The sequence below is a fragment of the Nocardia sp. NPDC058658 genome, assembly GCF_042716665.1.
GTDB lineage: Bacteria > Actinomycetota > Actinomycetes > Mycobacteriales > Mycobacteriaceae > Nocardia.
In genome coordinates, this window is sequence record NZ_JBHXRR010000026.1 from 1 (window position 1) to 19,158 (window position 19,158).

Genomic DNA, 19,158 nt, shown 5'->3' on the forward strand with positions numbered 1-19,158 from the left:
CGCAAGACGCTCGGCTGGGATACCCCAGCCGAGCGTCTGCGTGATCTACTTACCGTCTAACACCAGTGGTGTTGCGACGACCCCTTGAAACCGCCTCGTGCCGCAGCCCCGGCCCTTCGCGCCGAATCAGCGGGGTGCTGTCAGGAACTTGTCCATGCAGCGCTCGGCGAACGCGGCGACCGTCAGCGACGGGTTGACCAGGGCGGCTGAGCCCGGCAACAACGAACCGTCCACGACGAACAGATTGTCGTAGCCGTGCACCACACCGTCGGTGGTGCAGGCCTTGCCCATCACCATGCCGCCGAGGCCGTGGTAGCTGGAGTAGCTGCCCATTCCGATCTGCCGGGGCCACACCGGAACCCCGTTGGCGGTGAATCCGTGCCGGTCGTCGGCGAACTGCTTGAACCGGCTCGCCATCCACTGCGAACGCAGGTCGGCCTCATTGCCTTCCGGCCACGGGTAGTTCAATTCGGCGCGACCGAGCGCGGAGTTGTAGTCGATCGACCCACGGTGCTGCGGGTCGGTGATGATCAGGTGGGTGGTGAGACTGTTCAGGTCGATCCCGCCGACCGGTGGCACCGCCTGCCACGCCATCGAGATCGAGCCGCGCTCATGGGTGTCGTCGTAGACCAGCGCGACACCGGGACCACCGTGGGTCGCGCCGTACGGGCGTCGATTGTTGAGGCGGTTGAACAGGAAGTCGCCATTGGTGCCGTAGCCCTGGCCGACATGCTGGTTGAGATTGCGCAGGTGCCCCTTGGCCTTCGCCGACACCAGCAGCGCGGGCGTGTAATACGAGCCCGCCGCCATGAACAGGTAGTCGGCGACGACCTGCGTGTTCCCCAGCGTGGTGCCGAACTCGTCGATCTGGCGGACCGAGACCGTGAACTGCCGCCCGGATTCCCGGATCTCGGTGACCTCGTGCAGCGGGTTGACCGTCACATTGCCGGTCTGCTCGGCCCACAGCAGGTAGTTGCGGTCGACGCTGTTCTTGGCGCCCGAATTCGTCCCGTTGTTCATCTCGGCGATCGCGATGGAGCGCACCCGTTCACCGGCGAGTTCGGCGCGCACGACATCCCAGTCGATACAGAAGTCGAAGAAGTGCGGCTCCATCCCCGCGTCGGCGACGTCCTGCAGCCAGGACCGCGCACCCTGGTATTCCGGGGTGGCGAGGATGTCGGCGGGCAGGGGACTACCGCCCAGGTTCTTGCGGGCGCGCGCGTAGTAGACGTCGGCCAGCTCGGTGTAGTCGAGCTCGCGGGGAAAGGTGGCTTCGAAATCGCGGCGGCGCGGCTGGGCGAGGAACCCGCCGAACACCAGGGAACCACCACCGACGCCGGCGCCGTACTGTGTGACCAGGCCATTGCCACGGACCGCGTCGAGGACTCCGGCATAGCGTTCGATTCGCGTGGTCTGCTGCAGCGGCGACAACACCGGGGAATCGCTGAACCAGGCGGCGCGACGATCAGGCGCAGCGCTGGAACAGAATGTGTCGCCCGCCGCGGTGATCGGCCACCGCCGACCGCGCTCGAGCACGATCGTCTTGATGCCCGCCGTGCCGAGCCGGTACGCGGCGACCGCCCCGCCGAACCCGCTGCCGATCACCACAGCGGTCTTACCCTGAGCCGGTGTCTTGCCCTGATCCGCGATGGCGGACCCGATCCCCAACGCGCCTGCCGCGATCCCGGCTCCGGCTGCGCGCAGCGCCGTCCTACGTGTGAAACGAGCGTCCCTCATGTCGCGGACTGTACCAACCGGTTTCCTACCGGGCGCCGCGAGTTCCACTGTGCGGGTGGGCAACCGCGACCGTACGCACCGGCCGGATCTTCGTCGCCCGCCGAACCCGAGTCGATCGTGCGTGCCCGGCATCGAGTGCCGGGCACACACGAGTCGATCAGAGCAGGATCGGACCGCCGGGGGTGGCCTCGCGGGCGATCGCCGAATAGGCCGCGGCCAGCAGCGACGGGTCAGGACCCTCGAGACGGCCGGGCTTGGCGAGGCCGTCGAGGACCACGAAACGCAGCACCCCGGAGCGGGTCTTCTTGTCGGTCTGCATGGCGTCCATCAGGTGGGGGAGGGCGTCGCCGTCGTAGCTGACGGGCAGGCCCACGCTCTCCAGGATGGTGCGGTGCCGGTCGGCGGTGGCGTCGTCGAGGCGTCCGGCCAGCCGACCCAGTTCGGCGGCGAAGACCAGCCCGACGGACACCGCGGCCCCGTGACGCCAGCGGTAGCGCTCGCGGCGCTCCACGGCGTGGCCGAGGGTGTGGCCGTAGTTCAGGATTTCGCGCAGGCTCGATTCCTTGAGGTCGGCGGCGACCACGTCGGCTTTCACCTGGATGGCGCGGCGGATCAGTTCGGGCAGCACCTCGCCGGTCGGATCGAGGGCGGCCTCGGGATCGGCTTCGATGAGGTCGAGAATCACCGGATCGGCGATGAAACCGGCCTTGATGATCTCGGCCATGCCCGCCACGATCTCGTTGCGCGGCACCGTTTCCAGGGTCGCGAGATCGACCAGCACCGCGCTGGGCTCGTGGAAGCTACCGACGAGGTTCTTGCCCGCCTCGGTGTTGATACCGGTCTTGCCACCGACCGCCGCGTCGACCATCGCCAGCAGCGTGGTCGGCACATGCACGATCCGCACCCCGCGCATCCAGGTGGCGGCCACGAATCCGGCCAGGTCGGTGGCCGCGCCGCCGCCGAGGCTCACGATGGCATCGTTGCGGGTCAGGCCGATCCGGCCGAGCACCTCCCAGCAGAACCCGGCCACGGCCAGTTCCTTGCCGTCCTCTGCGTCGGGGATCTCGATGCGGTGCGCGTCGATCCCGGTGTCGGCCAGCGCTTTACGCACCGCCTCGGCGGTTTCGGCCAGCGGCGGCTGATGGAAGATCGCCACGGTCCGCACGGCACCGCCCGCGTTGACCGCTTCGACGAGATCGCCGAGCAGCCCGCGGCCGATGATCACCGGGTACGGGTCGGCGGTGCGAACCTGGATGATGTTCGGCTCTTTGACGTCCTCGCCGCCGTGCAGCGCTGCGGTGGGTTCCTGTTTCACTGAGTCGCGCTCCCTGCTAGGCAGAGAGTCTTACCGTCTCTCCGCAGGCGTTTAGCCACTCCGCACGTCCTGCGGCGTGGATGTTGATAGCGGCGTTGAGATCGCGGTCGTGGACCACGCCACACGCCTTGCACTGCCACTCCCGAATCGAGAGCGGCTTCGGGCCGTCTGAAGTCCCGCACGTCGAGCATATTTGGCTCGACGGATAGAACCGGCCCACCTTTCCGAAGTGCCGCCCGAAGCGGGCGGCTTTGTCTTGCAGCATTCGGGTGAACATGGCCCAACCGGCGTCGTGAATCGACTTCGCCATCCTGGTTCGGGCCATGCCATGCACGCACAGGTCTTCGACGAACACCGCTTGGTTTTCGCGGATGATCGTAGTGGACTGTTTGTGAGCCCAGTCGCGTCTGGAGTTGGCTACCGACGCATGTACTTTCGCGACACGAACGCGCTGCTTGGCGCGATTCCGACTGCCCTTCTCCTTGCGGGACAGGGACTGTTGCGCTTTTCGGAGGCTGCGTTCCGCGTGGCGTAGGAACTTCGGAGAGTCGATCGTTCGGCCACTCGACAAGACTGCGAACGTAGTCAACCCAAGATCGATTCCGACGTCGGAATCTGTAGGCGGCAATGGCTCGTTGCCGACCTCCACCACGAACGATGCGAAGTATCGGTTCGATGCGTCCCTGATGATCGTTACGGACGAGGGGATACTTGGTAGGCGACGTGACCACCGCACGTTGAGTTCCCCGACCTTCGCCACGAACAGTCGCCCATTCGGGCGCACTGTGAACCCGTTGCGGGTCAGCCGAATCGATTGCCGATTGTCTTTGCGGGATCGCAACCGAGGTGCACCGACTCGGCGTCCCTTGCGGACGCCCGAGAGGGAGTCGAACCAGTTGCGGTATGCCCGCCGTGCATCCTGGCACGCCTGAACCAACGCCACGCTCGCCACTTCGGCCAGCCATGCGCGCTCCGGAGTCTGCTTGGCAAGCGTGATCGCCTGCCGCTGAATCTCGGTGTCGGAAATCTTTACATCGGTCGCAGTTGCATTCTGGCGCAACCGCAGGCAGTCGTTGTACACCACGCGAACGCACCCGAACACCTGAGCAAGCAGGTTCTGCTGCCCGGCAGTCGGGTATACGCGGTACTGATAGCGCAACTGCATGTTGGCACAATAGCATTCGGCTATGCATGGTGGTGATTGACGATGGGTTGATGAGTGCACCGGGAGCGGTCGCAGACTCTCGACTCACGTGCGCTGCTCCGATTCTTTCTGGTCACTGTTATTACGTCGCCCGCCACGCCGACGCGACTGCCCGCGCCGCCTGCGTTCGTTGGTACTCGTCCCGCGATCCGCATCGCCGGATGCCCTGGCGCGCTGACCCTGTTGCGGTGCACCGGCCCGGTTGTCCGTCGACTGATCCGACGTCGCCGAACCCGATGGCTTGCATGAGGAATCTGCCGCACCACCGCGATGGCCCGCCCGTCCGGGGGCACCTGCTTCACGGCGAGCCGACCTTCGGCCGCGTCCGGTCTTGCGAGTGTTCGCCGGGCTATTATCGGCATGGCGGTTGTCGGCGCTGTCCGTGCGCGATCCTGTTCGCGAGCTCGATTGGCTCTCAGAGTTCTCGGGTACGGAGCTGCCCGTGTCGCGCGCGGCAACGCTGGTTGTGGACCGGATACGTGCGCCGCCTCGGCGTGACCGGCCGCGCCGGGACCGTCGACTGCCGGCACTGCGAGACTCGCCGTGCGCGGCGCCGGGTGTGGGGGCGGCACCGGTGGTTTCGTCGACCGTGGCCCTGGTTGTCGTGGATTGTGTTGCCGCCGAACAATTCCGACCTTCGGTGCTGTCGGGACGTTCGGTTGACACCACGCCCGTCTGCTCCGCACCGCCTCGTCGCGCGGCGGCGGCACGAGCCCTGGCCCGTCTCCGGTTCTTGGAACGATTGCTGCCCGTTCCGGGTCTGCCTGTGACCGAACCCGCTGCGGCGGAAGCATTTCCAGCATTGGCCCGTGCGGGTTGAACGTCGGTGCGCACCGATTCCAGGCCGAGCTTGGCCAGAATCATCCGCACCACCCGGCCAGGACTGCGCCCGTCGGTGCGTACGCGCACCGAAGCGACCTCGCGGTAGAGGGGGCGACGTTCACGCAGCAGGTCCCGGTACTTGGCGGCCGGGTCGACACCGTTGAGCAGTGGGCGGGCACTGCTCCCGCCGGTGCGCCGAACCCCTTCGGACACACTGATTTCCAGGTAGACGACCATCGCGTCCCGCAGCAGTTCCCTGGTCCGCGCGGACAGCACCGAGCCACCACCGAGGGAGACCACCCCGTCGTGCCCGAGCACGGCGCGGCGCACCACCTCTTCCTCGATCCGGCGGAACTCCGCCTCACCGTCGGTGGCGAAGATATCGGGAATGGTGCGTCCGGTATCGGCCTCGATCCCCGCGTCGGTGTCGTAGAGCTGCACCCCGAGTTCCCTGGCCAGCTTGCGCCCGATCGTCGACTTCCCCGAGCCGGGCAGCCCGACCAGCACCACCCGCGCAACCGGTGCGGCCCGAGTGTCGCCGCTGGTGGGCGTCACGCTCGTCGGAGCGCCTGGCTCGACGGTCGCTGGTGAGGGGTCCGCGTCGCTCTCCGGCGCGGCCCCCTGCCGCCCCTGCTCGGTCACGGGGTACGGCTGTCCGCGGGCACGTGTGGGCGGCTGCCGATCCGCTTGACGTAACTGGTGATGTTGTCGACGGTCTCGGCCAGCGAGTCGCCACCGAACTTCTCCAGCGCGGCCTGCGCCAGCACCAATGCCACCATCGACTCCGCGACAACAGCAGCCGCGGGCACCGCGCACACATCGGAGCGCTGGTGGATGGCGACGGCTTCCTCGCCACTGGACATGTCAACGGTCGACAGCGCACGCGGCACCGTCGAGATCGGCTTCATCGCAGCACGCACGCGCAGTGCTTCACCGTTGGTCATGCCGCCTTCGAGACCACCCGCCCGGTTGGTCGAACGCAGCACACCGTCGGGACCGGGACGCATCTCGTCATGGGCCAGGCTGCCGCGCCGACGCGCGGTCTCGAACCCGTCGCCCACCTCGACACCCTTGATCGCCTGGATGCCCATGAGGGCGGCGGCCAGGCGCGAATCGAGGCGCTGCTCGCCGCTGACGAACGAACCGAGCCCGATCGGCAGGCCGTCCACGATCACCTCGACAACACCGCCGAGCGTGTCGCCGTCCTTCTTCGCCGCCTCGATCTCGGCGATCATCGCCGCCTCGGCATCGGCGTCGAACGCCCGCACCGGGCTGGCATCGATCGCGTCGAGATCGGTCGCGCCGGGCGTGACACTGGTGGTGTTGGCCGCGGTGCCGATCGACACCACATGCGAGATCACCTCGACGCCGAAGGCCTGACGCAAGAAGTTGCGCGCGATGGTGCCCGCCGCGACCCGTGCCGCGGTCTCGCGGGCACTGGCCCGTTCCAACACCGGCCGGGCATCGTCGAAGCCGTACTTGAGCATTCCGGAGTAATCGGCGTGACCGGGGCGCGGCCGGGTCAGCGGCGCATTGCGCGCCATGCCCGCGAGCTCGGCCTCGTCGATCGGATCCGCCGACATCACTTCGGTCCACTTGGGCCACTCGGAATTGGCGATCTCGATCGCGACCGGTCCACCCATCGTGCGGCCGTGGCGCACGCCACCGACCAGGGTGACCTTGTCGGCCTCGAACTTCATCCGGGCGCCGCGCCCGTAACCGAGCCGGCGGCGGGCGAGCTGTGCGGAGACATCGTCCGATGTCACCTCGACTCCGGCGACCATCCCTTCCAGGAGGGCGACGAGAGCGGGACCATGGGATTCTCCGGCAGTTATCCAGCGCAACACGCCGACCATCTTCCCATGTCGACACGTGTAACTGGGAATGCGGGCCGACGTGACGAGCGGCACGTCCTCGCCGCGCAGGGCCGCGCGGTGGCGGCCACCGCCCTGATCCGGCCGAACCGGCCTGCTGCGGACCGTCGACGACATCGCGTCACCGAGGTCTTCCCGGCGCGTCGCACCGCCGATCATGCCAACGCCATCGCGGTCACCGTGGCCAGGCACATCGCCGGACCGTGCGGAACCAGCCGTCGTGTCGGCGCCGCACGTACCCGCCCCGAATCACGACCGAACACCGCCCGCAATCGGTCACTGCCGAGCAGCACGGCCGCGGCGGCCGCGGTGAGCACAGGTGCAGCGATCGCAGCCCACACCCATGCGGGCGGCCCGGCGATCGCCGCGGCGGCACCGAGCGCCACCGCGAGCTTCACATCACCCGCCCCGAGCGCGGCAGGGGAGAGCAGATGCGTCACCAGATACGGCATCGTCAACAGCGCGGCGCCGATCACCGCGGTCCCCAATTCCCCTGTCGAGAAGGCGAACAGGAACACCGCGGCCGCACCGACGCCTGTCAGCGCGTTGGGCAGGCGACGAGCGTGGATATCGATGACGCCGAGCAACAAACACCAGGCGATGAGGCAACAGAACGCGGCAGTGGTCATGGCATCGATCGTGGCGCGCCACGACCACCAAAAGCGGGCCTCAGCAGAGAATGTGGATAACTTCCGCACATGTGAACAAACCCGTATCCAGTTGCCCGCTGATCCGAATTCACCTCCCGTCGCGTGCCGACGTGTCGCCCGTTCAGCGGTAGCGTTGACACATGTGTGCTGAATACACGGCTCCCGATTACGCGGCCCGGCGTGGCGCCCTGCGGAGTCTGCTTGTGGAAAACGGTGTCGACGCGCTGCTGGTCACCGAGCTGGTCAACATCCGCTACCTGACCGGCTTCACCGGATCCAATGCCGTTGTGCTGGTGCACTCCTGGGACATGCGCGGCGCCGAGGACCGGACCGTTATCGGCACCGACGGCCGCTACTCCGCACAGGTCGCCGAACAGGTCCCTGACCTGCAGGCCGAGATCTGCCGGGCCACCGCGCGCCGCATCCTCGAGCTGGCCGGGGAGTGGCAACTGGGCCGCGTCGGCTTCGAAAGCCACGTGGTCACCGTCGATCGCCACACCGCATTCCAAGAATTGCGCACCGGCCTGCAGCTCGTCCCCACTTCGGGCCTGGTCGAACAGCTGCGCATGGTCAAAGACGCCTACGAAGTCGACCAGCTCAGCGCCGCGTGCACGGCCGCCGACAAGGCGCTGGCGACCCTGCTCGAACGCGGCCTGGTGCGTCCCGGCCGCACCGAGAAGCAGGTCGCCCGAGACCTCGAATGGGCGATGTTCGACCACGGCGCCGACGCGATCTCCTTCGAGACCATCGTCGCCGCAGGCGCTAACTCCGCCATCCCGCACCACCGCCCCACCGGCGCCGTCCTCGCCGCCGGCGACTTCGTGAAGTTCGATTTCGGCGCGACGGTCAACGGCTACCACTCCGACATGACCCGCACCCTGGTCCTCGGCCCGCCCGCCGACTGGCAGCGCGAGATCTACGAACTGGTCGCCCGCTCGCAACGCGCGGGAACCGAGGCGCTGAAACCGGGCGCGCAGACCAGCGACGTCGACGCCGCCGCCCGGATGATCATCGATGACGCGGGGTACGGTCCGCAGTTCGTGCACGGACTAGGACACGGCGTCGGGCTGCAGATCCATGAAGCACCCGGAGTGGCGAAAACGAGTACCGGTACACTTCTTGCTGGTGTGGCGGTGACCGTCGAACCTGGTGTTTACCTTCCCGGCCGCGGCGGGGTCCGGATCGAGGACACGCTCGTGGTGCGCGAAGCGGGCCCGGAACTGCTCACCCGCACCAGCAAGGACTTGATCATCGTCGACTGATGTCGGCGCGCAGAACGCAGTAACCCCCAAGTACGCAGTAATACGAACGAGGAGATCCGAAGACAGTGGCGGACACCAGCGACTTCAAGAACGGCCTTGTGCTGAAGATCGACGGTCAGCTTCAGCAGATCGTCGAATTCCAGCACGTGAAGCCGGGCAAAGGCCCCGCGTTCGTGCGGACCAAGCTGAAGAACGTCGTGTCCGGCAAGGTCGTCGACAAGACCTTCAACGCGGGCGTCAAGGTCGAGACCGCGACCGTCGACCGTCGTGACATGACCTACCTGTACCACGACGGTAGCGACTACATCTTCATGGACGGCGACACCTACGACCAGATCTCCATCCCGGAGGCCACCATCGGTGACGGTGCCCGCTTCCTGCTGGAGAACATGGGCGTGCAGGTCGCCGTGCACGAGGACGCGCCGCTGTTCGTGGAGCTCCCCGTCACCATCGAGCTGGTCGTGCAGCACACCGACATCGGCCTGCAGGGCGACCGCTCCACCGGTGGCACCAAGCCCGCCACCCTGGAAACCGGCGCCGAGGTCAACGTCCCGCTGTTCATCAACACCGGTGACAAGCTGAAAATCGACTCGCGCGACGGCAGCTACCTCGGCCGCGTCAACGGCTGATCGTGACCGACTCCCCGGCAGACAAGAAGGGCTCGTTCAAGAAGCTCGGCGCGCGCCACAAGGCGCGCCGCCGGGCCGTCGACCTGCTGTTCGAGGCGGAGGCGCGCGATGTCGACGTCTCCGTGCTGCTCACCGATCGCGCCGACCTCGCCACGCGTGACCAGAGCGTGGCCCCCGTGCACGCCTACACGACCACCCTCGTCGAGGGCGTCGCCGACGATCTCGACCGGGTCGACGGCACCATCGAGGGCTACCTCCAGGACTGGACCCTGCAGCGGCTACCCGCCGTCGACCGGGCCATCCTGCGGATCGCGGTGTGGGAACTGTTCCACGCCACCGACGTCCCCCCGGTCGTCGCGGTCGACGAGGCCGTCGAGCTGGCCAAGGAACTGTCCACCGACGACTCCCCGTCGTTCGTGAACGGCGTCCTCGGCCAGGTCGTGCAGGTGGCACCCCAGGTCCGCGCCGCCGCGGCCGCCACCGCCGCCGTCAAGTCCGCGCGCGACGAGTCCGAGTCCTGACCGTGGCGAACAAGTACCTCGTAATGGTCATGCGCACCCCGAAGTTCGACCCGTCGGTCATCGAACCGCATCGCGACTTCCTGCAGGATTTGCTCGCCAAGGGCCAACTCCAGGAAAGCGGTCGCTTCACCGACGGCACCGGTGGCGCCTACGTCATCCTGGCCGAAAGCCTCACCGCCGCAACAGCGATCGCCCACTCCGACCCGGTCCACACCACCGGCGCCTCGGACCTGACGATCTACGAATGGGAAATAGCCGTCTCGGCCTGAACCCCGTTCCACCGACAGCCGCCCATCCCACCCGGATGGGCGGCTGTTGTCGTCTTCGGTGCTCGACCTTCACCGCTATTCGGCATGCGGATCACGCTGTTGTACAGGATGATTCGGAGGTAGTACGAAATTTGCGGCCGATTGGTCGAAGCACGGGGGAGCATCATGAGTACTGGTCATCAGTCTTTGCACAGCCTGCATATGACACGCGCCCAATATCTGTGGGCTGCTTTGGGACTCGCTGTCGTCTTTGCGATCTTGATCATGGCGCGGGGGAGCGTGCGTGAGATATTCAAGATTCAGCCCGATTTCGTGCTCGGACTCTCTCTATCGATCAGTACGATCTTCTTCACGAAGGCCTTCTCGCGGTCGAGTGTCGCTTCGGCAGTCCATCATATCCACGAACCTCGAGATCCGAATGTTGTTGCCGCGCTGGACACTGCTGTCGACCAACGGTTGCACGCGATGGGCTTGCACGAGAACATCGCGTTGCTGAGCCGCGACATCGCGGTGGCAGGCAAACGGATCAACGAGTTCTACGACCTGCAGGCGATGGAACCTCGGTTCCACGCGACCGCGCCACTGCTGCGCGTGGCGCTGACCGATCTCGACGACGCGCTGGCGATCGTGAGCGGGGTCGCCAAGCGGATCGGGACATCCGAAATCAATCCTGTCTATCAGATTCCAGCGGGGATGAAATCGCACCTCAGCGATGCATTGCGTGATATCAGAGAAGCCTCAGCACGTCGCAACGAAACCTATGAGTCGCTGCGCGCGCAGATCGCCGGCGAAACCGTGGACGACCTCTGGGGCGTTTTCGCGGTCCTCACCTCCGATACGCTCAAAGCGCAGCGTGACTTGGAGTCGTTGGCGAGCAAGACGATTCAGACGATCCCCGCTGACCGAATCGCGGTCCTGCAGGGATACATTGCCGCTTCGCTGCTGCGTCTGGAAACTGTGACGGAGTTGGTTCGCGCCCGCGGCCTCGATGAGCCGCACACACTGCGGATCGTGGCCGAGGATCTGCTCCGGGCCCAGGCGAAAGTCAATCGCGCACTCGAATTGGGGACCAGCGAACAGCCGACCGAGGAACCGAACACTCCCGCTGCGTGATGTCAGATCTTGTGCAAGCAGAACGAGACCGGGGGCGCGGCGTGCGTAATCGCCTTCGTCTCGCGAAATCTCGTCCGTGATGCGTCGCAGACGTTCGGATCACGGGCCTCGACGCGAGCGTCGACCTCGAATACCCCTGGGCCACAGGGGACTTTGCGGATGCGGTAGAGGTGGGCGTTGACGTTGCCCGGATCGTTGACACACTCGCCTACTGTCGCGTTGAGGTGAGTGCAGAGATACTTCATCGGACTGCTGGTGTTCTTGCGTCGTGACTGGGCGAAGTTCATGTCGCCCGTCGCGCATTCCTGCGTACTCCACCCGTTGGTGATCAGCAATACCGCGTCGGGGTCGGTGCATGCGCGGCGATGGAAGTCCCAGCCACCTCGTCCGGGGCGGGTGAAGTACCCGCAATCGCCGGTCCGCGCTGTATCCGATCGCGGAGAGATCAGTCCCCACGCTACCGATCCGACCGCGCTGATCGGCACCGCCGCGGCCAGCGCGAGCAGAACCCATTTGCGTCTACCGCCGAACATGCGCGCGTTGCGGGCTTGTTGTTCCCGATAACCTGGGCGTTTGCGACGACCGCGAGGTGGTTGCCACTCGCCGGGTCGCGGTGGCTGCCCGGTCGGTTGGTTCTGCGGGAGGCTCGGCTGTTCCACCCTGTCAGCTTGCCACTGCCGCAATCGGACTCGCGCACCACCGGTCAGTGGACGCGGCCGCTGCCTGATCCCGACGGCCTCCGCCGGTGGGTGTACGAGGGAACCGGCGGAGGCGCGACCGGCGCTGGGTGGGCGCGGTGTCGGGTGTGCGCGGGGCACGAGGTGATCTTGCTACCTCGAGGTGGGTTCAGGTCAAGGGGTGGTGCGGGCGGCGTGGACCAGGGGAGCGAGGAAGCCGGTGAGCTGGGCTGTCGATGGTTGGCCAAGGCGGCGGCCGAGGTAGTCGTCGGCGTCGGCGGCTGCTCGGCAGCGGTCCGGGTCGGTGTTGGACGGGTTGTTGGAGTAGCGCTCGCCGAGCATGGTCGCCTTGGCGACTTCGCGGCCGGTGTGGAGTTCGTAGACGGCGATCTCGTAGGTCGCGCGGAAGAGGTTGACGGTGCGCCCGACCGGTGCGCCGGGGCCGGGGCCGTATTGACAGGTCTGGACTAGGTCGCGCAGTTCCAGCTGTTTCATGCAGGCGATGAGCTGCACGGTGGACGGGTCGCTCGGATTCCATGCGGTCGGGTCGGCCGGGTTGACCATGGAGGTGAGGTGGCCCGACAGGTAGATCGGGCTCGAGCCGTCGCGATCGTAGGGCGCCGCATTCGGGAACGGCTTCTTGTCCGCGCCGCACATCCGGTCGTAGTCCGACATTTCGAACTGGCTCGCCTGCACCGCGGTGATCGCGAAGAATCCGGCGCCGAACAGCACGATGAACAGCAGCAATCCGACACCGGGTCCGATCCGCAGGCCCCGCCTCGGCGCGTGGCGTTCGCGAACGGGGCGGTTGTGCCAGCCGTTTCGCAGCGATGAGCCTCTCGCTCGCCACCTTTGCAGCAGGCTCGGCCGAGTCGTCCGGTCACGGTCGACCCAATCGGTCCAATGGCTCGGGTTCTGCTGGGGCACTTGTTGTTCAGGGGAGTGGTGCGGAGTGGCGCTCACCCGGGGAGCGGCGTCGGACGATTCGGAGGCCGACCTTGCAGTGGCCGCACCAACCGCTGCTCCGGCACCAACCGCAGCGCCGACACCGATCGCTGTTGCGGCACCGACCGCGGCACCTGATCCCTTCGTGGGCTCGGCGAATTCTTCCGGTGGCGGTTCGCGGTGACGCGCGGCGCTCGTCGGGGGTTCGTCGTCGGTTCGTGGAACGTCGATCGCTCCTGATCCGGGCCCATCGGGGGACTTGCTCAGCGAGACAGCCTGTTCGGGCTCATCTCCGAGCGGTGGGTCGAGCCGCTCATCGTGAGAATTCGGCCCGACGACCGCTGCGCTCGGTGCCTGATCTACACCATGATCCCCGCGTTGCGCCTGCTCGCCAGCAGTCGGAAGACTCGCGGCGGCCATACCGATCGGTGCCGCCACCGCGACGGCGGATGTCGGGTCCGCGTCGTCAGGCGCAACGGGCGTGGCATCTTCCCTGACCCGCGAATCATCAAGGGACGAAGCGTCTGTGGTCTGTTCAGTCAACGGCGTGGCGTCAGCACCGACCGGTTCATCCTCCGAAATATCGTCGGGTGGCGGGTTCTGCCCCTCGGATCCACTGGGAATTTCATCGTCGGCGGCGGGCTCGTCTGAACCGGTAGCGTCCTCACGGCTCAGTTCCGCACGCGGAGTAGGCGATTCCCGTGATTCCTCCGTCCCGGTCGATGACGTGGCGACCGCCGCCGGTGGCCGATGAGCAAGCCGATCGATAGCGGCAAGGAACGCAGGGGCGGCTGCTTGGCCCACCCGCGACGATCTACCCGACCCGGCATCAGAGCTCGATGAATCACCGGAACCCTCTGTGCCCGAACCGGATACCGAGGGGGCGATGGCAGTCGGCGCGGCAGGCCGATTCGTGGTCGCGGGGTCGAGGGCGGCTGGAAAACCCTGAGCCATCAGCTCATCCGACGACGGCAGCTGATGTCCCAGGTTCAATGCCGCGAACACCCGCGTGACATCTTCGACGCTGAGCCGAACAGTGCGCCCGCTCTCCCCCTGGAAGTAGTCGTGCAGCGCCGATGCGTCGTCACGGTCGACCAGCACCGCACGGTAGCCGTCGGCGATCCGGGTCTCCTCGATGGTGATCTCGGCGCCGGGCTGGGGGACCAGCGCGATCACCGCGTTCACCCAGCCGAAGATCCCGGTCTGCTGCAGTAGGCTTTTCGCGGCGAAGACCTGACGGCGCACCTGAACGAACGGATTCGGCACCCGTGTCGCGTGATAGAGCGCGGCCGGTTCGCCGTCGATGGTCCACGGCCCGTTCGGTGGGGTGGCGAGGGTGCCCTCTTGACGGGCGGTGAACCCCTTCACCTCCACGATGGTGACGCTTTGCGGCGTGCACACCAGCGCATCGACCTCGACCGACCCGCCCCGGCTCTCCGGCACATGGCAGCGGAAGACAACAACGCCACCTGCCTGAAACGCCTGATCACGGACGGCCTCGCCGACGATCTGCTCTGCGCCCTCGAGATCGCTCTCGTCCGCGACAACGACGATCACCACGACCCCCTGTGCACCCGACTGCGGACTTCTACCAGGATACGGCCTCCACTGGCCGTATCGAAACCGAATCCTGTTGCTGAGCAACGTCTTCGGCAATATCGATTACCGAACTCACCACGGCGCCACCGGTATCAGGCCCGCCGACGGTTCCTCGCCGACTGGCCGAACCCATTCCAGCGGCGGTGCAGTGACCTGACCTGCGACGAGGACGAGGCCGGTCGGGCGGTCCACCGCAAGAAAACCGAAGGGTCGGTCGATATCCACCGAAGTGATCGTCGCCCATCCCTTCCTCGGCACGGACCCGGCGACCATGGCCGCCGCGGTGACGGCGGCCGCTTCGAAGCCTGCGGCATCGAACCGCGCGACAACATTCTGGCCTGCGGCGGAGATCGCGAGCAACGGCCACAACCCCGCCCCCGACACCACCGCGTCCTCGCCCCCGAACGTCGCGCACCACCGCCCCGTCAACGCATTCGATGCCCGCACATGCGGCACAAGTGAACTCCCCATCCCCGAATCCTACGACCAGCCACCGACAATCCGCCACGTCGCCGCAAACCGACGCCCCCAACCGCCGACTCCGGTTACCGCCACGAACTCCTCGTATCAGCGAATGCCACTGGTCAGCCAGCTAACTCGCAGCGATTCGCCTATCGCCGTAGCCAGTTCGCCGTGGGAGTTCCGTCGGCGGCCCGGCGAGTATTGCGAGTAACGGCCATTACCCCGCCGCCCTGTTGTCACCGAACGTCGCGGCCCATTGCGTTAGCGCAGTCGAGATCCGTGGCTCCCCGATCGACGAATCCTATTGCGGTGCACCGACAAGACTCAGTTCTCGACCGGGCGCCTCGGTCACTCTGCTGACGGCACCAGCGTGTTCTGCCGGGCTGCGGTCCACCACTGCCCGTCCTGCTTGACCAGCACGTAGAGGGCGACCATCGCGGGTTCGGTGTCGATCAGGGTGCCGTCGGCGGTAGTGGCACGTGCTGTTTTGTGGGCGATGGCAACGTCGGGCCGCAAGAAGGCCACGTCGACGACGTCGTACCGAACGAATTCATCCTTCAGGAATCCGGCCAACCCGCGTCGGTTCGCTTCGAGCAGCGCATCGCGTCCGCTGATCAGCATGCCGACGGCATTGCCCACTACGACGTTGGCGGTGAACTGTGCGGTCATGAGCTCGGCGTCGTTGGTGTTGTAGGCAGTTTGCGTGTCGGCGATGATCCGGCGGATCGCGGCGATGTCGGCGGTGTGGTCCACGGTCTCGTCGTCGAGGACCGGGGGCTGAATCAGGTTCGCGCTCATGTGAACAACTCTCGACCCTCAACAATGGTTCAGGTCAAGGGTTGTGGGTCGGATCACCGCACGCCGCGCGGCCGGAACTGGATACTGATGCGGGGACCGACCGGGCGCGCGGTTTTCGGCACCGCGTGTTCCCAGGTGCGCTGACACGCGCCACCCATCACCAACAGATCCCCGTGCCCCGCCGTGAATCGCACACTCGCCCCGCCGCCACGAGGCCTCAGTAGTAGGGACCGCGCTGCTCCGACCGACACGATCGCGACCATCGTGTCGTGCGTGGCGCCACGGCCGATGGTGTCGCCGTGCCAGGCCACGCTGTCGCGTCCGTCGCGATAGAAACACAACCCGGCAGTCCGAAACGGTTCGCCCAGTTCGGTCTCGTAATGCGTGGTCAGCGCCGCCCGTGCCTCGACCAGAATCCGATCCGGCAGCGGATCGTTCTCCCCGAAGAACGACGCCAACCGCGGCACATCCACCACCCGGTCGTACATGGGCCTGCGCTCGGCATGCCACGGCACCCGCTCCGCCAGCCGATCGAACAGCTCACTCGCGCCACTCAACCACCCGGGTAGCGCGTCCACCCAGGCCGTCGCATCGAGCTGGGTGCGCCGAATCGCCCCGATCGAACCCAGGGCAACCGCATCACCGTCGAACAGTGAACCTTGCAGGGGCAGCGACATGAGGCCATTCTAGCGGGTGTTCGAATGTATGTTCGATAGAGGTGTCAGGGTGTTGCCGGTGCGGTAGAGCTCGATCAGGAGCGGGCGTAGCGCCCGTCCGCGCGGGGTGAGGTCGTAGCTTGTGCGCACGGGGAAGCCGCGAAGTGTCTGTCGCTCTACCAACTCGCGGGCCTCGAGTTCGCGGAGGCGATCGGTGAGCACTTTGGCGCTCAGTGATGGCAGTCGGTGCCGAAGTTCTCCGAACGAGAGCGGCCCGCTCATCAGTTCGCGCAGTACCAAGGTCGTCCAACGGCCGGAGATCGCCGCCAGCGCGACCTCGACCGGGCAGTCGGGTTCCGGCGCGCGAGTCCGCCCACCGTCGTCGGGCACGAGCTCGTCGTCCCAGTCCACGTCGGTCACCGTTTGGTTGCCTACGTGCGGCCCGAGTTGGCTGTCGCTATGACCCATATCAGTTCTCACCACACACCCACCCTCGCCCTCACCACCGACCCGAGGCAACACCCCGCGGTATTCGCGAACCGCTTCAACACCGGCGACCCGGACTCGCTCGCGGAGGTCTACACCGACGACGCCGTGTTCGTGCCCGAACCGGGCAGTCAGGTCGCCGGCCCCGCCTTGCGAGCAGCCAACGCCGATTTTCTCGCTCTGGGCCTGCCGATCCGGGTCAGCCCCCGCCACACCTACGTCGCGGGAGATACCGCCCTGCTCATCGTCGACTGGGAAATAGAAGGCACCGGCCCCGACGGCACCCCGATCCACCTCACAGGGACCGCCACCGACGTAGCCCGCCGCGACGCCGACGGCCACTGGCGCTACATCATCGACAACCCGTTCGGCACCGCCTGACATCTAGACCTCGAGGCGGCACGGCCTCCGTGTCGATCCACGTCCACGAGCCGACAGATCCCTTATGGCCGCAACAGGACGGCACCGAATGCGATCCTCTCCTCGAGCATTCGGTGCGCGGCCGCCGCGTTGGCGAGGGGGAGAGCCGAGTCGACCAAGGGTGTCAGCAGGCCTTGCGCCACAGCTTCCAACGCGGCGGATCGTTGACGAGCGACCTCATCGAGCCAAGCGGTACCCGCGCAACCCGACAACGTGAGTCCGCGCAAGATCAGATCGCTAACGCTGAGTTGTGCCGGTGCGCCGTCCAGCCAGCCGTAGCTGAGGATTCGGCCACGAAGGGGCGTGATGAGATCGAGCAGGGGGGAGAGCGAATCGCCGCCGAGGGAATCGAACGCGACGTCCACCGTGTCGCCTGCGAGGAGATCGGCCAGTTCGGCGGCCCAGTCGTGTGCGGTGTGGTCGAGCACATGGTGCGCGCCGTTGTCGCGTGCCAGTTCGGCCTTTTTCGGCCCGCCCGCGGTGCTGATCACGCGCGCGCCCGCGGCGGCGCTCAGTTGGGTGAGGCACCTGCCGACACCGGTTGCGGCGGCCTCGATCAGGACCGTCTCGCCGACGGCGACTGTTGCTGTGTGCATCAAGGCCAGTGCCACTGAACCCGGCATCAGCACCGCCGCAGCGTGTTCGGTGCTCAGGTTGTCCGGAATAGTCGTGAGCGAATCCACTTCGGCGACAACGAGTTCAGCGTACGAGCCGAAGCCGGGCGTTGACGCGACGACTCGTGTGCCGAGTAACCCCGCATCGACGCCCGCTCCGACCTCGACCACCGTGCCCGCTGCCTGGAACCCGAAGACTGCGGGCAGCGGTGCGGGAAAGGGAAACGTGCCTGCCCGGACCTTGGTCTCCGGGTATAGGACCGGCACCGCCTCCGCTCGGACGAGGACCTGTCCGTCGCCGGGGCGAGGTTCGTCGACTTCGCGCGCCACCAGAACGTCGGGTGCGCCGGTCTCGGTCATTACGATTGCCTGCATCAGAACTCCATAAGTTGACTGCCGGTCAAGATGTCTCGAACGATATGGACCGCCGGTCAACTTGTCAACGGATCGGCCTGGTGCCGAGAAAGCGGTGCGATGACCGACCGACGTCCCGCCGAGCGCGCCGATGCCGCACGCAACCGTCGAGCGATCCTCGATGCCACCGCCGCGTTGCTGGCCGAACACGGCGCGGCCGGGGTGACGATGGATCGGGTAGCGGCAGCAGCGGGCGTCGGGAAGGGCACCATCTTCCACCGGTTCGGAAGTCGCGCGGGCCTGCTCTACGAGCTCGTGGCCGAGGGTGCCGTCGAGTTGATGGCGGCGGTCTCGAGCGGTCCGCCGCCGCTGGGGCCGGGTGCACCGGCGACCGACCGGCTACTCGCCTTCTTCGACGCCATGACGAGCCTGGTCACCGATGATGTGGAACTGATCGCGGCCTACCAAGCGATGCCGCCACATCCGCGCAGCGCCGAATTCCATACGTTCTGGGCACAGCACATCGGCACGCTCTTACGCGAGGTCCGCCCCGATGTCGACGCCGACACCGTGGGCGCGCTGTTGCTGTCGACAGTCGGCGGGGAACTCGCTCAGCAGATGGCCAGGGCAGGGGAGGTCGACCGCTTGCGTTCGGGGATCGAGGAACTGGTTCGTTCGGTTCTGCGCGGTCCCTGAGCGTGGACACCCGCTGGCCTCATCGAAAATCCGATGCGGCGTGTGGTCGACAGTG

Annotated in this window: 19 protein-coding genes and 1 pseudogene; 7 read left to right on the forward strand and 13 right to left on the reverse strand. The window is 66.7% G+C overall.

Features of this window, described 5'->3' with window-relative positions; genetic code table 11:
* Positions 1–126 precede the first annotated feature (126 nt).
* The 6 genes and pseudogenes from ACFWUP_RS26765 to ACFWUP_RS26790 all read right to left on the reverse strand — a co-directional run bounded on the left by ACFWUP_RS26765 (position 127) and on the right by ACFWUP_RS26790 (position 7,581).
* Entirely contained in the window at positions 127–1,737 is a 1,611-nt protein-coding gene (locus ACFWUP_RS26765; protein ID WP_379238735.1) for a GMC oxidoreductase, read from the reverse strand.
* A gap of 157 nt (positions 1,738–1,894) precedes the next feature.
* Entirely contained in the window at positions 1,895–3,028 is a 1,134-nt protein-coding gene (aroB, locus tag ACFWUP_RS26770; protein ID WP_379238815.1) for a 3-dehydroquinate synthase, read from the reverse strand.
* A 40-nt stretch (positions 3,029–3,068) separates the two neighbouring features.
* Positions 3,069–4,217, reverse strand: a complete 1,149-nt coding sequence (locus tag ACFWUP_RS26775) for an RNA-guided endonuclease InsQ/TnpB family protein (protein WP_379238736.1) — start codon at positions 4,215–4,217, stop codon at positions 3,069–3,071.
* A gap of 885 nt (positions 4,218–5,102) precedes the next feature.
* Positions 5,103–5,633 (reverse strand): annotated as a pseudogene (locus tag ACFWUP_RS26780) (shikimate kinase); the annotation flags it as partial.
* An 83-nt stretch (positions 5,634–5,716) separates the two neighbouring features.
* Positions 5,717–6,925, reverse strand: coding sequence for a chorismate synthase (gene aroC, locus ACFWUP_RS26785; RefSeq protein WP_379238816.1), 1,209 nt, complete (start codon positions 6,923–6,925; stop codon positions 5,717–5,719).
* Between the two features lie 182 nt (positions 6,926–7,107).
* Complete coding sequence (locus tag ACFWUP_RS26790; RefSeq protein WP_379238737.1) at positions 7,108–7,581, reverse strand: prepilin peptidase; 474 nt, start codon at positions 7,579–7,581, stop codon at positions 7,108–7,110.
* Between the two features lie 161 nt (positions 7,582–7,742).
* Here ACFWUP_RS26790 and ACFWUP_RS26795 point away from each other — a divergent pair, with 161 nt between their 5' ends.
* From ACFWUP_RS26795 to ACFWUP_RS26815, 5 genes are all read left to right on the forward strand, one after another.
* Positions 7,743–8,864, forward strand: coding sequence for a M24 family metallopeptidase (locus ACFWUP_RS26795; protein ID WP_379238738.1), 1,122 nt, complete (start codon positions 7,743–7,745; stop codon positions 8,862–8,864).
* A gap of 65 nt (positions 8,865–8,929) precedes the next feature.
* Positions 8,930–9,493: an elongation factor P gene (gene efp / locus ACFWUP_RS26800; protein ID WP_358181657.1), complete on the forward strand. Its 564-nt coding sequence runs from the start codon at positions 8,930–8,932 to the stop codon at positions 9,491–9,493.
* A 2-nt stretch (positions 9,494–9,495) separates the two neighbouring features.
* Positions 9,496–10,014, forward strand: coding sequence for a transcription antitermination factor NusB (gene nusB, locus ACFWUP_RS26805; RefSeq protein ID WP_379238739.1), 519 nt, complete (start codon positions 9,496–9,498; stop codon positions 10,012–10,014).
* 29 nt (positions 10,015–10,043) lie between these two features.
* Positions 10,044–10,283 (forward strand): YciI family protein, encoded by a 240-nt coding sequence (locus tag ACFWUP_RS26810; RefSeq protein WP_379238740.1) that lies wholly within the window; start codon positions 10,044–10,046, stop codon positions 10,281–10,283.
* A gap of 141 nt (positions 10,284–10,424) precedes the next feature.
* The gene (locus ACFWUP_RS26815; protein ID WP_379238741.1) at positions 10,425–11,396 is read left to right on the forward strand and encodes a hypothetical protein; all 972 of its coding nucleotides are present in this window, start codon (positions 10,425–10,427) and stop codon (positions 11,394–11,396) included.
* A gap of 2 nt (positions 11,397–11,398) precedes the next feature.
* On the opposite strand, the gene ACFWUP_RS26820 is transcribed toward ACFWUP_RS26815, so the two are convergent.
* The 6 genes from ACFWUP_RS26820 to ACFWUP_RS26845 all read right to left on the reverse strand — a co-directional run bounded on the left by ACFWUP_RS26820 (position 11,399) and on the right by ACFWUP_RS26845 (position 16,953).
* On the reverse strand, positions 11,399–12,055 hold the full coding sequence (locus ACFWUP_RS26820; protein WP_379238742.1) for a hypothetical protein: 657 nt from the start codon (positions 12,053–12,055) through the stop codon (positions 11,399–11,401).
* 192 nt (positions 12,056–12,247) lie between these two features.
* Positions 12,248–14,575, reverse strand: coding sequence for an NERD domain-containing protein (locus tag ACFWUP_RS26825; RefSeq protein WP_379238743.1), 2,328 nt, complete (start codon positions 14,573–14,575; stop codon positions 12,248–12,250).
* A 114-nt stretch (positions 14,576–14,689) separates the two neighbouring features.
* Positions 14,690–15,088, reverse strand: a complete 399-nt coding sequence (locus ACFWUP_RS26830) for a serpin family protein (RefSeq protein WP_379238744.1) — start codon at positions 15,086–15,088, stop codon at positions 14,690–14,692.
* A gap of 339 nt (positions 15,089–15,427) precedes the next feature.
* Positions 15,428–15,877, reverse strand: a complete 450-nt coding sequence (locus tag ACFWUP_RS26835; RefSeq protein WP_379238745.1) for an SgcJ/EcaC family oxidoreductase — start codon at positions 15,875–15,877, stop codon at positions 15,428–15,430.
* Between the two features lie 53 nt (positions 15,878–15,930).
* Positions 15,931–16,554, reverse strand: coding sequence for an alpha-ketoglutarate-dependent dioxygenase AlkB (locus tag ACFWUP_RS26840; RefSeq protein WP_379238746.1), 624 nt, complete (start codon positions 16,552–16,554; stop codon positions 15,931–15,933).
* A gap of 9 nt (positions 16,555–16,563) precedes the next feature.
* On the reverse strand, positions 16,564–16,953 hold the full coding sequence (locus ACFWUP_RS26845; RefSeq protein ID WP_379238747.1) for a winged helix-turn-helix transcriptional regulator: 390 nt from the start codon (positions 16,951–16,953) through the stop codon (positions 16,564–16,566).
* Positions 16,954–16,992: 39 nt separating this feature from the next.
* On the opposite strand from ACFWUP_RS26845, the gene ACFWUP_RS26850 reads away from it, so the two are divergent.
* A complete protein-coding gene (locus tag ACFWUP_RS26850; RefSeq protein WP_379238748.1) occupies positions 16,993–17,400 on the forward strand; it encodes a YybH family protein in 408 nt (135 codons plus the stop codon).
* 62 nt (positions 17,401–17,462) lie between these two features.
* Here the strand turns inward: ACFWUP_RS26850 and ACFWUP_RS26855 are convergent, their stop codons facing one another.
* A complete protein-coding gene (locus tag ACFWUP_RS26855; protein WP_379238749.1) occupies positions 17,463–18,428 on the reverse strand; it encodes a zinc-binding alcohol dehydrogenase family protein in 966 nt (321 codons plus the stop codon).
* Positions 18,429–18,527: 99 nt separating this feature from the next.
* On the opposite strand from ACFWUP_RS26855, the gene ACFWUP_RS26860 reads away from it, so the two are divergent.
* Positions 18,528–19,103: a TetR/AcrR family transcriptional regulator gene (locus ACFWUP_RS26860; RefSeq protein WP_379238750.1), complete on the forward strand. Its 576-nt coding sequence runs from the start codon at positions 18,528–18,530 to the stop codon at positions 19,101–19,103.
* The last annotated feature ends 55 nt before the right edge of the window (positions 19,104–19,158 follow it).